The organism is Rhizobium sp. KNZ2-6A, from assembly GCF_056755475.1.
The window spans coordinates 60949-75785 of sequence record NZ_JBNDIC010000006.1 but is presented as its reverse complement, the minus strand read 5'-3'; the positions used below and the strand labels follow the sequence as shown (position 1 = coordinate 75785).

Sequence of the window (14837 nt, the reverse complement as noted above, 5' to 3'; positions counted from 1 at the left end):
ATCAGGCATTAGCCGGCTTCGGCATCGCGGCATTATCGATCTCGTTGCCGCGGCGATAGGCGTCGCGGTCGCTGACCCGGCCCCAATAGTCGATGAAAGCCTGGCGCTTTTCGATGGTGCCGAAGTTGAGGCCCCAGCCGACATGCGAACCGACATAGACGTCGGCGGCCGTAAAGCGGTCGCCTGCGATGAAAGGCGAGGTCGTGACGGCGTGCTCGATTGTATCAAACACATTCGCGAAGCTGCCGCAGCCGGCCATGCGCAAGCGTTCCGGCGGGACTTCGAAGCCGAGGGCACGGTTGGTCACCGCCATTTCCATCGGGCCGGCGGCAAAGAACATCCAGCGGAAATAGCGGCCGCGCTCTGCTGCCGTCGGGGCAAGGCCTGCCTGTGGGAAGGTTTCTGCGAGATAGGCGCAGATGGCGGCACCTTCGGTGACGATGGTATCGCCATGCTTGATGGCCGGCACCTTGCCCATGGGGTTGACCGCAAGATATTCCGGCGATTTCATCGTCGTGCCGAAGTCGAGATATTCGGTGCGGTAGGGCTGGCCGATTTCCTCGAGCATCCAGCGGGCAACGCGTCCGCGCGACATCGGGTTGGTGTAAAAAACCAAATTCTCAGTCATAATAATTCCTCAGCAGACTACTGGTCATTTTATCAGGGTGAGTTCTTTGGCGATGCCTTCTTATCCAGATAATGCCAGGCCGCGAGCCACAGCAAGATAAAAGCTGCGATTTCACCAGAGATCACCGCTGGCCAAATTTCACCGATGCGGTCGTCCCACCATTTCTGTGGGCCGAAGCATATCAGTGCTGTCGCCGCGGCGGCGGTTTGAAGACCGGCCCGCAGGTGAGGCATCTCACCGGGTACAATCAGTCCCAAAACAGAAACGGCGATGGAAACGGCCAGAAAGGGGCTCATTGCGAATAATGGTATGACGCGGGGCGGATGTGGCTCGATGCCAAAGAAAAGGGACAGGAGCATCACGGACTGAAGAACGACCAGCATCACCAGGCACATACGGGCCAAGATGGCATTTCGTTTATCGAACATGGACATGTGACTCTCCATTTGATATCCGTACATATGCGTACGGGAATTATCCGTACGACTATGTACGGTTTTTGTCAATGGAGCCGCTATGAGAGTCGAGAGACGCCGCCAGCGCGAAGAAGAAATCCTCGAATGCGCATTTGTCATGGTGGAAAAGGAAGGCTATGCGGCGTTGTCGATGCAAGCGCTTGCCCGGCGCAGCAGCGCATCCAAGGAGACCTTGTATGGCTGGTTCGGCGGCAAGCCTGGCCTCTTTGAGGCAATGGTTGCCTATAATGCTGCAACTATTGCAATCCCTTCCCCTGAAGAGGACGTGAATGCCGCTATCCAGCGGCTGGGGACGGCGCTTCTGCGCATGCTTCTCGGTGAGCGCGCCGTCTTGCTCAATCGCATTGCCGCGGCGGAGGCGAACGAATTGCAGGGGTTGGGCCGAATGCTAGCTGCACGAGGCAGGAATACCGTTCTGCCGAAAATCGCTGATTACTTCGCGGAATTGACGAGGCGCGGCTTCATCCATGCTCCCGATGCATTGGAGGCGGCCGAAACCTGGCTGTCGCTGCTAACCGGCGATCTTCAGATCCGCCGGGTTATCGGCGCTTTGCCTGAGCTTGACGAAGAGCAAGTTATCGCCCGCTCAGAACAGGCATTGCGATCATTCATGCGCCTTCACGCGCCGAATGGTGGCGGCGGACAAGGCCACTGCTCCTGAATGCAGACGGCGGGGCAGGCCCCCGCCGTCGAAGGTCTCATGTTCGGCAAGAATAGCTTAGGCAGCCATGGCCTTCTTGAGGTTTTCGTCGATCTTGTCGAGGAAGGCGGTGGTCGAGAGCCAAGGCTGATCGGGGCCGATCAGCAGTGCCAGGTCCTTGGTCATGTAGCCGGCTTCGACGGTATCGACGCAGACCCTCTCAAGCGTTGCGGCGAACTTGGCGAGTTCGGCATTGTCGTCGAGCTTGGCGCGGTGAGCGAGGCCACGGGTCCAAGCGAAGATCGAGGCGATCGAGTTCGTAGACGTTTCCTGGCCCTTCTGGTGCTGGCGGTAGTGACGGGTGACCGTGCCGTGCGCGGCTTCGGCTTCGACCGTCTTGCCGTCTGGCGTCAAGAGAACCGAGGTCATCAGGCCGAGCGAGCCGAAGCCCTGGGCAACCGTGTCGGACTGGACGTCGCCGTCGTAGTTCTTGCAGGCCCAGACATAACCGCCGGACCACTTCAGGGCGGAGGCGACCATGTCGTCGATCAGGCGGTGTTCGTAGGTGATGCCGGCTTCGTCGAATTGAGCCTTGAATTCGGCCTGGTAGACTTCTTCGAAGATGTCCTTGAAGCGGCCGTCATAGGCCTTGAGGATGGTGTTCTTGGTCGACAGGTAGACCGGCCACTTGCGCATCAGGCCGTACATCATCGAGGCGCGGGCGAATTCGCGGATCGACTCGTCGAGGTTGTACATGGCCATGGCGACGCCGGCGCCGGGAGCGTTGAAGACTTCCTTCTCGATGACCGTGCCGTCTTCGCCGACGAACTTGATGGTCAGCTTGCCCTTGCCGGGGAACTTGAAATCGGTGGCGCGGTATTGGTCGCCGAAAGCATGGCGGCCGACGACGATCGGCTGGGTCCAGCCCGGAACGAGGCGCGGAACGTTCTTGCAGATGATCGGCTCGCGGAAAATGACGCCGCCGAGGATGTTGCGGATCGTGCCGTTCGGGCTCTTCCACATTTCCTTGAGGTTGAATTCCTTCACGCGGGCTTCATCCGGCGTGATCGTCGCGCACTTGATGCCGACGCCGTACTTCTTGATGGCGTTGGCGGCATCGACGGTGACCTGGTCGTTGGTGGCGTCGCGGTTTTCGACCGAGAGGTCGTAGTAGTCGATATCGATATCGAGGTAGGGGAAGATCAGTTTTTCTTTGATGAGCTGCCAGATGATGCGAGTCATTTCGTCGCCATCGAGATCGGCAACGGGGTTAGCGACCTTGATCTTCTTCATGCTTCTGCCTCGTTTAAGCTGATGGGACCGGATGGTCCTGTGAGTAATGTGAAGTCCCGAGGGCTATAACACCGCAAGTGCGGAACGCAAAGCCGATAGAGCCTCAGGAATCGCGTTTTTGATCATTCCTGGCATCACCCGCTTTTTGCGATCCGGCCATTGCCAAAGTGGTCGATGGGACTAATGTCGCGCATGTTTTGCCTGTTACTACGGAATCACGTCATGCAGAAATTTGCCGCATCCGCGCTTGCCTTCACGCTCTTTCAGTTCTCCCTCGGTGCACATTCGGCACTGGCCGCCGATGCGACGGCGCCGGTCAAAGCCATCATGGACGCGGCCGTTTCGAACTGGGCAGGCGGGGACAGCGACTGGCAGGATATCTTCGACGAGAGCAAGCTCAAGGATATCTACAGTAAGGATTTTGCGGCGAAATATCAGGCGGCAGCGCAGTTTCCCGCTGCCGATGAGGATGGTATCTCGCCTTTCGACTATGACGTGATCGTCAATGCGCAGGATGCCTGTCCTCTGGAGGACGTGAAGATCGCCGCCCAGCCGCCCAAGAACAATGCGATCGAAGTGCTGGCGAGCTTCAAGAAATCCACCTGCATGGGATCCGATGCCGACTACCAGAAGGTGACGACCGTGCGCTTCGAGGTCATCGAGGAAGGCGGACGGCCCGTCGTGGACGATATCGTCACCAACGACGACAACGGCAATCCGAGCTCGCTCAAGAGCGTGATGCAGGATCTCGTCAAACAGCAGCAGCAACAGCCGTCCGATCAGCAGTCGCAGCCCACGGATCAGCCGAAGCCGGCCAAGCCGTAATAGTCGGGCCTGGGTTCGCTTGGCCAGTGATGCGCAAAAACCTTGCCGATCGGCTGGTGTCTCGCTATTGCGACCCATAATTGGCGCGGCTGGGTTCGCGCACGGAGATTTAGGCATCATGGCAGGCACGAACAGCGAGCGTCAACTTCTGGCCGAAGGGCCAGCCATCATTCTGGTCGCGCCGCAGATGGGCGAGAATATCGGCATGGTGGCGCGCGCGATGGCGAATTTCGGTCTTGTCGAGTTGCGCCTCGTCAATCCGCGCGACGGCTGGCCGAACGAGAGGGCGCAGGCGACCGCCTCGAAGGCGGATCACATCATCGAGGCGACGAAGGTCTACGAGACGCTGGAGCAGGCGATCGCGGATCTCAATTTCATCTATGCGACGACAGCCCGGGAACGGGACGGCTACAAGCCGGTGCGTTCGCCTGTCGTTGCCGCCGAGACCCTTCGTACCAAATTCAAGGCGGGCGAGGGCACCGGCATTCTTTTCGGGCGCGAGCGCTGGGGCCTGACGAACGAGGAAGTGGCGCTGGCCGACGAGGTCGTGACATTCCCGGTCAATCCCGCCTTCGCCTCGCTGAATATCGCTCAAGCAGTGCTGTTGATGTCCTATGAGTGGATGAAGTCGGGCATGGAAGATCTCGGCGCCGTGCCTTTCCAGGCGCTCGAGCAACGGCCTTCGACGAAGGAACAGCTCTTCGGCCTTTTCGACCAGCTCGAGGATGCGCTGGATGCGCGCAATTATTTCCATCCCGCCGGGAAAAAGCCGAAAATGGTGGACAATCTCCGGGCTGTCCTCTCGCGCCGGGCGTTCACCGAACAGGAAATCAGCGTCTTGCGCGGGGTGATCTCGTCTCTCGACCGTTTCTCGCGGAAGTTTCCGCGCGGCAGCGGCTCGCATCCCCGATCCTCCAAAGCACCCAAGGAAACCACGAACGATGACAGCAGCGGCGAATGAGCTGAAACCGATCCTTGTCTTCGATTCAGGGATCGGCGGTTTGACCGTGCTGCGCGAGGCGCGCGTGCTGATGCCGGAGCGCGGTTTCATCTATATCGCCGACGATGCCGGTTTTCCCTATGGCAGCTGGGAAGAGCGGGCGCTGAGGGAGCGGATCGTCGATCTCTTCGCAAAGCTGCTCGTGCAATATGATCCGGAAGTCTGCATCATCGCCTGCAATACGGCGTTCACGCTGGCCGGCGCCGCTCTTCGTGCCGCCTTTCCGCAAATGACGTTCGTGGGCACGGTACCGGCGATCAAGCCGGCGGCCGAGCGGACCCGCTCCGGCCTTGTCTCGGTGCTCGCGACACCGGGCACCGTCAAGCGCGCCTATACGCGCGACCTGATCCAGTCCTTTGCCACGCAATGCCATGTGCGGCTCGTCGGATCGCAGGACCTGGCTCGCCTGGCGGAAGCCTATATTCGCGGCGATGCCGTCAGCGACGAGGATGTGATGACCGAGATTGCGCAGTGCTTTGTCGAGATGGATGGCCGCAAGACCGATATCGTCGTGCTTGCCTGCACGCATTATCCTTTCATGGCCAATACCTTCCGCCGGCTCGCACCATGGCCGGTCGACTGGCTCGATCCCGCAGAGGCGATCGCAAGGCGTGCCCGCAGCCTGGTGCCGCAGGTGGCCGACGCCGTCCATCCCGACAATTTCGACTTTGCGGTCTTCACCTCCGGTGCGCCGGATTTCCCCACCCGCCGCCTGATGCAGGGCTTTGGGCTTAAGGCTTGATGATGACTGACAAGATTTCGTTGCGTAAACTCGATCTCACGGACATGCCGGCGGCTGCGGCCGTTCATCGCGCGTCCTTCAACGAACGGCTGCCGACGCTTGCCGGGCTTCATACGCCGGAAGAGGATGTCGGTTTCTGGAGCGCTGTTGTTTTCAAGGATTGCCAGATCTGGGGTGCGGAAGAGGGCGGTCGTCTGGTCGGCGTCATTGCCTTTCTTGAGGATTGGATCGATCAGCTTTACGTCCTGCCGGAGGCGCAAGAGCGCGGCATCGGCAGCCGCCTGCTCGACATCGCCAAGTCGGCCTATCCGGTGCTTTCGCTCTGGACGTTCCAGAGAAACGCACCTGCGCGCCGTTTTTACGAAAAGCACGGCTTCTTCGTGGTTGACGAGTCTGATGGAGCAGGCAATGAGGAAAAGGAGCCGGATGTGCTTTACAAATGGGAAGCGCGCTTGCACCGGCTGTAATTCACGGTCGGACTGGGCGGCGGGATATTGGGAGGTCGATGTTTGATATCTTTTGAGAATGATAGCAGTGTCGTCGAGGCAAGCCATGCGTCTGCGTGAGTGCCACAACTTCCATGATTTTCGCCTTCTTGCGAAAAAGCGTCTTCCCGGCCCGATCTTCAACTATATCGACGGTGCAGCCGACGACGAGGTGACCCTGCGGCGAAACACGTCGAGCTTCGAAAGCTGCGATCTCGTTCCCAACGTCCTGCGCGGGGTCAGCGAGATCGACATGTCTGTCACCGTCATGGGACAAAAGCTCGCGACGCCCTTCTATTGCTCGCCGACGGCGCTGCAGCGGCTGTTCCATCACCAGGGCGAGAATGCGGTTGCGGCCGCGGCTTCTTCGCTCGGCACTATGTTCGGCGTCTCCTCGCTCGGCACTGTCAGCCTCGAGGACATCCGCAAGAAGCATGCGGGGCCGCAGGTCTATCAGTTTTATTTCCATAGGGATCGCGGGCTGAACCGGGCGATGATGGAACGCGCGAAGGAAGCCGGCGTCAACGTGATGATGCTGACGGTCGACAGCATCACCGGTGGCAATCGCGAGCGCGATCTTCGCACCGGATTTTCGATTCCGTTCAAGCTCAATCTGGCGGGGCTCACCCAGTTCGCCATCAAGCCGGCCTGGGCGCTGAACTATGTCACCCACGAGAAATTCCGCCTGCCGCAACTCGATGAACATGTGGATATGAGCGGCGGCGCCATGTCGATCGGCAAGTATTTCACCGAGATGCTTGATCCGTCGATGAACTGGAACGACGTCGCCGAGATGGTGAAGCACTGGAACGGGCAATTCTGCCTGAAGGGTATCATGTCGGTCGAGGACGCCAAGCGCGCGGTCGATATCGGATGCACCGGCATCGTGCTCTCGAACCATGGCGGCCGGCAATTGGACGGCTCGCGCTCGGCATTCGATCAGCTGGCGGAGATCGTCGATGCCGTCGGCCACCGTATCGATGTCATGATGGATGGCGGTATCCAGCGCGGCACGCATGTGCTGAAGGCTCTGTCGCTCGGCGCCAAGGCGGTGGGGCTCGGACGTTTCTATCTCTATCCGCTGGCCGCTGCCGGGCAGGCTGGCGTGGAGCGCGCGCTCAGGCATCTGCGCACCGAAGTCGAGCGCGACATGAAGCTCATGGGCTGCACCTCGGTCAGTGAGCTGTCGCGCGCCAATCTGCGGTTCAGATAGGTCTCGCAATCGCCTGTGGGTTTTTTCAATCCACGGGCGCGAAGCTTGGAAATCTTTGCTAGACGAGGGCGCGTCCTTTCAGAAAGATAGGACGCATCCACATTTGATTCTTGCTCATAGGGGAAGTGCATTGCAGGTCGGCATCGACATGGGAACGGCGTCCGGCGGGACCAGCGCCCAGCTCGATATCGAGGAGCTGCTGGCAACGCGTCTCCTGGTGCAGGGCAATTCCGGCTCCGGAAAATCGCATCTCTTGCGGCGGCTGCTGGAGCAGTCGGCGCAATGGGTGCAACAGGTCATCATCGATCCGGAAGGCGATTTCGTCACCCTGGCCGATAAGTTCGGTCATGTGGTCGTCGATGGCGAGCGCACGGAAGCCGAGCTTGCCGGCATCGCCAACCGCATCCGCCAGCATCGCGTCTCCTGCGTGCTGACGCTGGAAGGGCTCGATATCGAGCAGCAGATGCGCGCCGCTGCCGCTTTCCTGAATGGCATGTTCGATGCCGATCGCGAATTCTGGTATCCGGTTCTCGTCGTGGTCGATGAGGCGCAGATGTTTGCGCCCTCGGTCGGCGGCGATGTTTCGGAAGATGCGCGCAAGATGTCGCTCGGCGCCATGACCAACCTGATGTGCCGTGGCCGAAAGCGCGGTCTTGCCGGCGTCATCGCCACGCAGCGCCTCGCAAAGCTCGCCAAGAACGTCGCGGCCGAGGCTTCCAATTTCCTCATGGGCCGCACCTTCCTCGATATCGACATGGCCCGCGCCGCCGACCTTCTCGGCATGGATCGCAGGCAGGCGGAAATGTTCCGCGACCTGAAACGCGGCAATTTCGTCGCGCTCGGACCGGCCCTCTCGCGCCGGCCGCTGCCGATCGCCATCGGCACGGTGGAAACCTCGGCGCGTTCCTCCAGCCCCAAGCTGATGCCGCTGCCGGACGCGCCGCAGGATGTCGAAGATCTGATCTTCACGCCGGACCCGGAAGAGTTCACGCGGCCAGTCGTTCGCCGCACCACGCCGGCGCCGCGTCCGACGACCGATATTTTGGCCGAGCTTTCCCGCTCCGTCCCGGCGGCAAGCGCCGCTCCGGCTGAGCCGAAGGCCAGCCAGCCTGAACTATCGAACGAGGATCGCGAGGCGAGAGTAAGCGCCGTGCTGTCGGAAATCCTCGATGACCCGGCCTCGGGATTCCGCACGGATTCAGTGCTTTATCAGGAGTTTCTCGTTCGCTTGCGCATGCGCCGCGTGCCCGGTGCGCCCATGAGCCTGTCGGAATTCCGCCGCCGCGTGGCGATCGCGCGCTCCGGCGCGGATGAGGAGGTGATGGCGACTGACCGCTGGGCAACGGCACTCTCGCTCTCCTCCAGCGTTACCGATGACCTGCAGGGCGTCTTCCTGATGCTGGCGAAAGCCGCGATCAGCGGCGAGCCTTGTCCCTCCGATGCCCGCATCGCCCGCGCCTACGGCACCCATTCGGCCCGTCGCGCGCGCCGACTGCTGAGCTATTTCGAGGAGCAGGGCAGCGTCGTCGTGCACACGGATTTCTCGGGCAAGCGCATCGTTGCATTCCCGGATATGGGGTCGCAGACGGCTCCGGGCGATGCCAATGCGCCCGATCTGGATGGTAGCGAGCAGGCGGCGGCGGAATAGCTGCTTATGCGGCGCTCTTGATCCGTATCCCGGATACGCTTATATTTTGTCTCTGCAGGAGATGAATTCATGGCCGCGCGCGACAGGATCCAGCGATATAGGGAAAGTGGTGGAGCGTCTGACCTAGTGAGGGTGGAGGTTCTGATTCCGGCAGCGCGCCGCAATGATATCCTATCGCAAGCAGCGGAAATGCGTGCCGAATATCGGCAGAGAAAAGAACGGCTCCGAGAGGATATCGAAGAAGCGCTTGACCGCTACGGCACTCGCCTTCTTGACAATATTGATCTGGATCGATTGCCGGATTTGGCGCAGAAGGCGAAGGTGATTGCCAACGCCTTGATGGAGCGCGGCGATGCACGCGCCTTTGCCATAGGGCGTCGCATGCTTGACGAGATCGGGCGGTAAGTGATGGCGCTGACGAAGCTGCAAAAAGAGATTATGGCTTCCATCGCGAAAAATCGCTCGGATACCAGCTATATCGCAGGTGGGGTTGTCCTCAATATGAATTGGCCTCGCCTATCCGACGATATCGATATCTTTCAAGATACCGACGAGGAAATCGGCCCCGTCGCCGAGCGCGACATGGAAACGCTAAGAGATGATGGTTTCCGCGTTTATGTCGAGGTCAATGTCTATGGCTGCGTCGAGGCGGAAGTCTCCAAGGCACAGGAGAATACGCTCATTCAATGGATGAGCGAATCTCGAACCCGTTTTTTCCCGCTTATCCGAGACGAGGAATGGGGTGCGAGGCTTCATCCAGCGGATCTTGCAGTGAACAAGGTTCTGGCGGCATCAACCCGGACAAGGCCGCGAGATTTCGTTGATTTGTTGATGATTGACGACAGGTTGTCTCCGCTTGGCGCCGTCGTCATGGCAGCTTCGGGAAAACCGCCGCATTATTCTCCAATCAGGATAATCGATGAAATTCGGCGAAGAGGGCTATCGGTTTCGACAGACGATTACGATTCCGTGAAAGGTCTTCCGGTCGATTTTACGGCCAGCGTCATTCGCGACAGGCTTGTCGGGGTGCTGGAGAGAGCGGAGCGCTACATTCGATCGACGCGGCCGGACATAGTCGGTCTGCTTGCGGTCAACGCGAGCGGCATCCCCGTTCAGATATCCGCCTTGAACGAAGACGGCGTGCAGTTTCGAAAGGCGACATCCGAGCCGGATCTGATGCCGTCGTTACCGGATGTGCCGGAGGAATGGCGCGGCATCGGGAATGTGGAATGAAACTGCGCTTCTCGCCGCTCCTGCTGTTGACATTTTCATGACGACCCCTTACAGACCGCGCCAACGCCGGGCAGAAATGTCCGGTGTTTCATTTGACATGTCCCGTGGCTCCTCCATTCGCTAATGTGAGAAGCCTGTCAGAGCTCGAAAATGGAGTTCAGAGGAGGGCGTGTTTCCTTCGCGGTTCGGCAACGAGCCGCCATAACACTTGAAAGGAAATGCGATGAGCAAGCGCGAATCGTCCAAGTACAAAATTGACCGCCGTATGGGCGAAAATATCTGGGGCCGTCCGAAGTCCCCGGTAAACCGCCGCGAATACGGCCCTGGTCAGCACGGCCAGCGCCGCAAGGGCAAGCTTTCCGACTTCGGCGTGCAGCTGCGCGCTAAGCAGAAGCTGAAGGGCTACTACGGCGACCTGCGTGAAAAGCAGTTCCGCGCCACCTTCGACGAAGCCAACCGCCGCAAGGGCGATACCTCGGAAAACCTGATCGGCCTGCTCGAATCGCGTCTCGACGCGATCGTCTACCGCGCCAAGTTCGTTCCGACCGTCTTCGCAGCCCGTCAGTTCGTCAACCATGGCCACGTCACGGTCAACGGCGTTCGTGTCAACATCGGTTCGTACCGCTGCAAGGCTGGCGACGTCATCGAAGTTCGCGAAAAGTCCAAGCAGCTCGTGATCGTTCTGGAATCGGTTGGTCTTGCTGAGCGTGACGTTCCGGACTACATCGAAGCCGACCACAACAAGATGGTAGCGACCTTCGCTCGCGTTCCGACCCTTGCCGACGTGCCGTACGCCGTCGTCATGGAGCCGCAGCTGGTCGTCGAATTCTATTCGCGTTAATAAGCGGATAACTTTCTTGATGAATGAAAAAGCCGCTCGGTTCGAGCGGCTTTTTTGCCTTTGGAGCGTCTCATGACGGATTTGCAGGCCATTCTCGACGGTATTCATGCGGAACTTGCGCCACGCATCGGCGAGGGCAAGGTTGCCGATTACATTCCGGAACTGGCAAAGGTCGATCCGAAGCAGTTCGGCATGGCGATCGCTACGGTCAACGGCGATGTCTACAGCATCGGTGACGCCGGCGTTCCTTTCTCCATCCAGAGTATCTCCAAGGTCTTCATGCTGACCCTGGCGCTGGGCAAAGTCGGCGAGAGCTTGTGGAATCGTGTGGGACGCGAACCGTCCGGCACGGCCTTCAACTCCATCGTCCAGCTGGAGCGCGAGGAGGGCATACCGCGCAATCCCTTCATCAATGCGGGTGCTATCGCCATCAGCGACGTCGTGCTGGCGGGACACGAGCCGCGTGAGGCGATCGGCGAGCTGCTGCGTTTTGTGCGCTATGTGGCCGACGACGAAGCGATCAGCATCGATGACAAGGTCGCGCGATCGGAGACGCAGACGGGCTATCGCAATTTCGCGCTTGCTAATTTCATGCGTGCCTATGGCAATCTTCACCATCCGGTCGAGCATGTGCTCGGTGTCTATTTCCATCAATGCGCGCTTTCCATGAGCTGCCAGCAGCTTGCCAAGGCGGGGCTCTATCTTGCCGCGCGCGGCAGCAATCCGATCACCGGGCATTCCGTCGTCTCGCCGAAGCGAGCACGGCGCATCAATGCGCTGATGCTGACCTGCGGCCATTATGACGGTTCCGGCGACTTCGCCTATCATGTCGGCCTGCCAGGCAAGAGTGGTGTCGGCGGCGGTATCCTGGCTGTTGCGCCCGGCATCGGCTCCATTGCTGTCTGGTCGCCAGGGCTTAACAAGGTCGGCAATTCGCAGCTCGGCGCGGTGGCGCTGGAAATGCTGGCGGCGCGTACCGGCTGGTCCGTGTTCGGTGATTGATACGGTGTCTTCTCGTGCCACTTTCTGCTATCAGCGTGGCGAGATATGACTGTGCGGCGTTGGGGATGACGGAATGAATATCGCGACTGTTGTCATGGACGAAATCGATATCGAGGCTGAGGACGGCGGCTCCGGCGTGCATCCGATGTTCCTCGATGCGCCGCGATCGGTTTCCTTCAACAAGCTGCGCAAGCGCCTGTTGCGGCAGGTGCGTCAGGCAATGGATGATTTCCAGATGCTGAAGGGCCAGAAGCGCTGGCTCGTCGGGCTGTCAGGCGGCAAGGATTCCTATGGTCTGCTGGCGCTGCTCCTTGATCTGAAATGGCGCGGCCTGCTGCCGGTGGAGCTGGTCGCCTGCAACCTCGATCAGGGCCAGCCGAATTTCCCGAAGCATATATTGCCCGAATATCTGACGAAGATCGGCGTTGCCCATCGCATCGAATATCGCGACACCTATTCGATCGTGAAGGAGAAGGTACCGGAGGGCGCAACCTATTGCTCGCTCTGTTCGCGCCTGCGCCGCGGCAATCTCTATCGCATCGCCCGCGAGGAGGGCTGCGACGCGCTGGTGCTTGGCCATCACCGCGAGGATATTCTCGAAACCTTCTTCATGAACTTTTTCCATGGCGGCCGGCTGGCCTCCATGCCGGCGAAGCTGCTCAATGACGAGGGCGATCTGATGCTGCTGCGCCCGCTCGCCTATGCGGCTGAGGACGATCTTGCCAAGTTTGCGACCGCCATGCAGTTTCCGATCATTCCCTGCGACCTCTGCGGCTCGCAGGACGGCTTGCAGCGCAACGCCATGAAGGACATGCTTGCCGATATCGAGCGTCGCATGCCGGGCCGCAAGGACACGATGCTGCGCGCGCTGGCGCATGTGAATCCATCGCATCTGCTCGACCCGAAACTGTTCGATTTCGCTGGCTTGATGACCGACGGATCGTCTTCGGGGCGAACCGACTGAAATTAAGTGGTTTTGCCACACCATCGTCATCGAATCGGGCATAAGAGGGGTCCTTCCAAAGCAAAGGCCTCCGATGACGTTCTCCGATACAGATTTCGACTTTCTGATGACGATTGTCGCCGAGGCGGCGGCCCAGGAAATCCTCCCGCGCTTCCGCAACTTGGCCGCCGGCGACATATCGGAAAAGACTTCAGCTATTGATCTGGTGACCGAGGCCGATCTGCTTGCCGAAAAGCATATCACCGCGGCGCTGAAGACGCGTTTCCCGGCTGCCCTTATCGTTGGCGAAGAGGCCTATGAGGCCGACAAATCAGTCGTGCCCGCTCTGGCGCATGCGGAGCTGGCCTTTACTATCGATCCGGTGGACGGCACCTTCAATTTCGCGGCTGGCCTGCCGGTATTCGGCACGATTGTGGCCGTGGTCGCCAATGGTGAGACGATCGCCAGCGTCATCCATGATCCCGTTCTCGGCGACACTGTCACCGCCATGAAGGGTTCGGGTACTTTCCTACGCCGGCGAACGGGGCAGGCGAGGCGGCTTTCCGTTGCCGCCCCTGCTCCCTTGAGCGCAATGACGGGCGCCATATCCTGGGGACATATGGAGGAGCCAGACAGGTCCCGCATCAGCGCCAACATGGCGAAGACGCGCATGGCATTCTCGATGAACTGCTCGGCTTACGAATATTGGATGGTGGCTTCAGGCAAATGGCACTTCATCGGCCATTCCAAGCTGATGCCTTGGGATCATCTTGCCGGCGTACTGGCACACCAGGAAGCCGGCGGCCATACCGCCAAATTCGATGGCACGCCTTACAGGCCCGGCGAAACGGTGGGCGGCATTATTTCTGCGCCGGATGAGGAAAGCTGGCGGATGATTCGTCGCGACATCATCGGCGCCTGACGGGAAAGGACAAAGCATGACATCGCTCGTTGACGTTACCACCCTTGCTCATGTGCTGCGCCGCGCAGCACAGACGGAGATCCTGCCGCGTTTCCGCAGGCTCGGCAGCGACGATATCCGCGCCAAGAGCGAGGCGACCGATCTGGTGACGGAAGCCGACGAACGTGCGGAGCGCATGATCAAGGCCGAGGTTTCGCGGCTCTGGCCCGACGCGCTTTTCATCGGCGAGGAATCGGTCGCGGCGGATCCGGCGCTGCTCGGGAAGCTGGCGGATGCCGATCTTGCCATCATCGTCGATCCCGTCGACGGCACGTTCAATTTCGCAGCCGGCATTCCGGCCTTCGGCGTCATGGCCTCGGTCGTCTCCAAGGGGGAAACGGTGGCCGGCATCATCTTCGATCCGATGGGAGACGATTGGGTGTTGGCGGAGCGTGGCAGCGGTGCATGGCTGCGCCGGCCCGATGGCGAGATGCTGCGCCTGAACACGTCTCAGCCGGTTGCACTGGAAGAGTTGGTGGGCATGGCGGCCACAGGCTTTCTTCCCAAGGAAAAGCGTGCGGAGATCATGGGTAACCTCGCCAAGGTGCGCTACACGACCTGCTATCGATGCGCGGCTCATGAATATCGCACGCTTGCCGGCGGCTATGTGCATTATCTCATGTACAACAAGCTGATGCCCTGGGATCATCTGGCGGGATCGCTGATCTCGGCCGAAGCCGGTGCCTATGTCCGCCGTTTCGATGGCTCGCCCTATTTGCCGCGCCACCTCGACGGCGGGCTGCTGATTGCGGTGGACAAGGATACCTGGGAATTGCTGCGGCGTGAGGTCTTCACCGTCTAAGCGGGTTTTTGCTGTCGGATTGTCGGGAATGCCCCACTTGGAAAGTGGCACCTGGAAGGCTATCTTTGCTCCAACAGGCAAGAGCCCTGGTCGGTGCTTGCCGCG

Annotated in this window: 17 protein-coding genes; 14 read left to right on the top strand and 3 right to left on the bottom strand. The window is 60.0% G+C overall.

Annotated features, from left to right (window positions below):
* Position 1: 1 nt before the first annotated feature.
* Positions 2–628, bottom strand: coding sequence for a glutathione S-transferase family protein (locus tag ACPYOP_RS06540; RefSeq protein WP_481409579.1), 627 nt, complete (start codon positions 626–628; stop codon positions 2–4).
* 32 nt (positions 629–660) lie between these two features.
* Entirely contained in the window at positions 661–1062 is a 402-nt protein-coding gene (locus ACPYOP_RS06535; protein ID WP_481409578.1) for a hypothetical protein, read from the bottom strand.
* An 82-nt stretch (positions 1063–1144) separates the two neighbouring features.
* On the opposite strand from ACPYOP_RS06535, the gene ACPYOP_RS06530 reads away from it, so the two are divergent.
* Entirely contained in the window at positions 1145–1765 is a 621-nt protein-coding gene (locus ACPYOP_RS06530) for a TetR/AcrR family transcriptional regulator (protein WP_481409577.1), read from the top strand.
* Between the two features lie 57 nt (positions 1766–1822).
* On the opposite strand, the gene ACPYOP_RS06525 is transcribed toward ACPYOP_RS06530, so the two are convergent.
* Complete coding sequence (locus ACPYOP_RS06525) at positions 1823–3037, bottom strand: NADP-dependent isocitrate dehydrogenase (protein WP_481409576.1); 1215 nt, start codon at positions 3035–3037, stop codon at positions 1823–1825.
* A gap of 222 nt (positions 3038–3259) precedes the next feature.
* Here ACPYOP_RS06525 and ACPYOP_RS06520 point away from each other — a divergent pair, with 222 nt between their 5' ends.
* From ACPYOP_RS06520 to ACPYOP_RS06460, 13 genes are all read left to right on the top strand, one after another.
* Positions 3260–3862 (top strand): hypothetical protein, encoded by a 603-nt coding sequence (locus ACPYOP_RS06520; protein ID WP_481409575.1) that lies wholly within the window; start codon positions 3260–3262, stop codon positions 3860–3862.
* Positions 3863–3980: 118 nt separating this feature from the next.
* Positions 3981–4823, top strand: coding sequence for an RNA methyltransferase (locus ACPYOP_RS06515; RefSeq protein WP_481409574.1), 843 nt, complete (start codon positions 3981–3983; stop codon positions 4821–4823).
* Positions 4804–5604 (top strand): glutamate racemase, encoded by an 801-nt coding sequence (murI, locus tag ACPYOP_RS06510; protein WP_481409573.1) that lies wholly within the window; start codon positions 4804–4806, stop codon positions 5602–5604. Before ACPYOP_RS06515 ends, murI begins: the two co-directional genes overlap by 20 nt.
* Before the next feature lie 2 nt (positions 5605–5606).
* Complete coding sequence (locus tag ACPYOP_RS06505) at positions 5607–6071, top strand: N-acetyltransferase family protein (RefSeq protein ID WP_481409572.1); 465 nt, start codon at positions 5607–5609, stop codon at positions 6069–6071.
* Positions 6072–6156: 85 nt separating this feature from the next.
* A complete protein-coding gene (locus tag ACPYOP_RS06500; protein ID WP_481409571.1) occupies positions 6157–7302 on the top strand; it encodes an alpha-hydroxy acid oxidase in 1146 nt (381 codons plus the stop codon).
* A 130-nt stretch (positions 7303–7432) separates the two neighbouring features.
* Positions 7433–8950 carry a helicase HerA domain-containing protein gene (locus tag ACPYOP_RS06495; RefSeq protein ID WP_481409570.1) on the top strand — a complete coding sequence of 506 codons (1518 nt, stop codon included), beginning with the start codon at positions 7433–7435 and terminating at the stop codon, positions 8948–8950.
* A gap of 69 nt (positions 8951–9019) precedes the next feature.
* A complete protein-coding gene (locus tag ACPYOP_RS06490; protein WP_481409569.1) occupies positions 9020–9355 on the top strand; it encodes a hypothetical protein in 336 nt (111 codons plus the stop codon).
* A 96-nt stretch (positions 9356–9451) separates the two neighbouring features.
* On the top strand, positions 9452–10183 hold the full coding sequence (locus ACPYOP_RS06485) for a hypothetical protein (RefSeq protein ID WP_481409568.1): 732 nt from the start codon (positions 9452–9454) through the stop codon (positions 10181–10183).
* 223 nt (positions 10184–10406) lie between these two features.
* Positions 10407–11024, top strand: a complete 618-nt coding sequence (gene rpsD, locus ACPYOP_RS06480; protein ID WP_149636283.1) for a 30S ribosomal protein S4 — start codon at positions 10407–10409, stop codon at positions 11022–11024.
* 72 nt (positions 11025–11096) lie between these two features.
* Positions 11097–12026, top strand: coding sequence for a glutaminase (locus ACPYOP_RS06475; RefSeq protein WP_481409567.1), 930 nt, complete (start codon positions 11097–11099; stop codon positions 12024–12026).
* Positions 12027–12099: 73 nt separating this feature from the next.
* Positions 12100–12990 (top strand): tRNA 2-thiocytidine(32) synthetase TtcA, encoded by an 891-nt coding sequence (gene ttcA, locus ACPYOP_RS06470; protein ID WP_481409566.1) that lies wholly within the window; start codon positions 12100–12102, stop codon positions 12988–12990.
* Between the two features lie 73 nt (positions 12991–13063).
* A complete protein-coding gene (locus tag ACPYOP_RS06465; RefSeq protein WP_481409565.1) occupies positions 13064–13891 on the top strand; it encodes an inositol monophosphatase family protein in 828 nt (275 codons plus the stop codon).
* 16 nt (positions 13892–13907) lie between these two features.
* Positions 13908–14732, top strand: a complete 825-nt coding sequence (locus ACPYOP_RS06460) for an inositol monophosphatase family protein (RefSeq protein ID WP_481409564.1) — start codon at positions 13908–13910, stop codon at positions 14730–14732.
* The last annotated feature ends 105 nt before the right edge of the window (positions 14733–14837 follow it).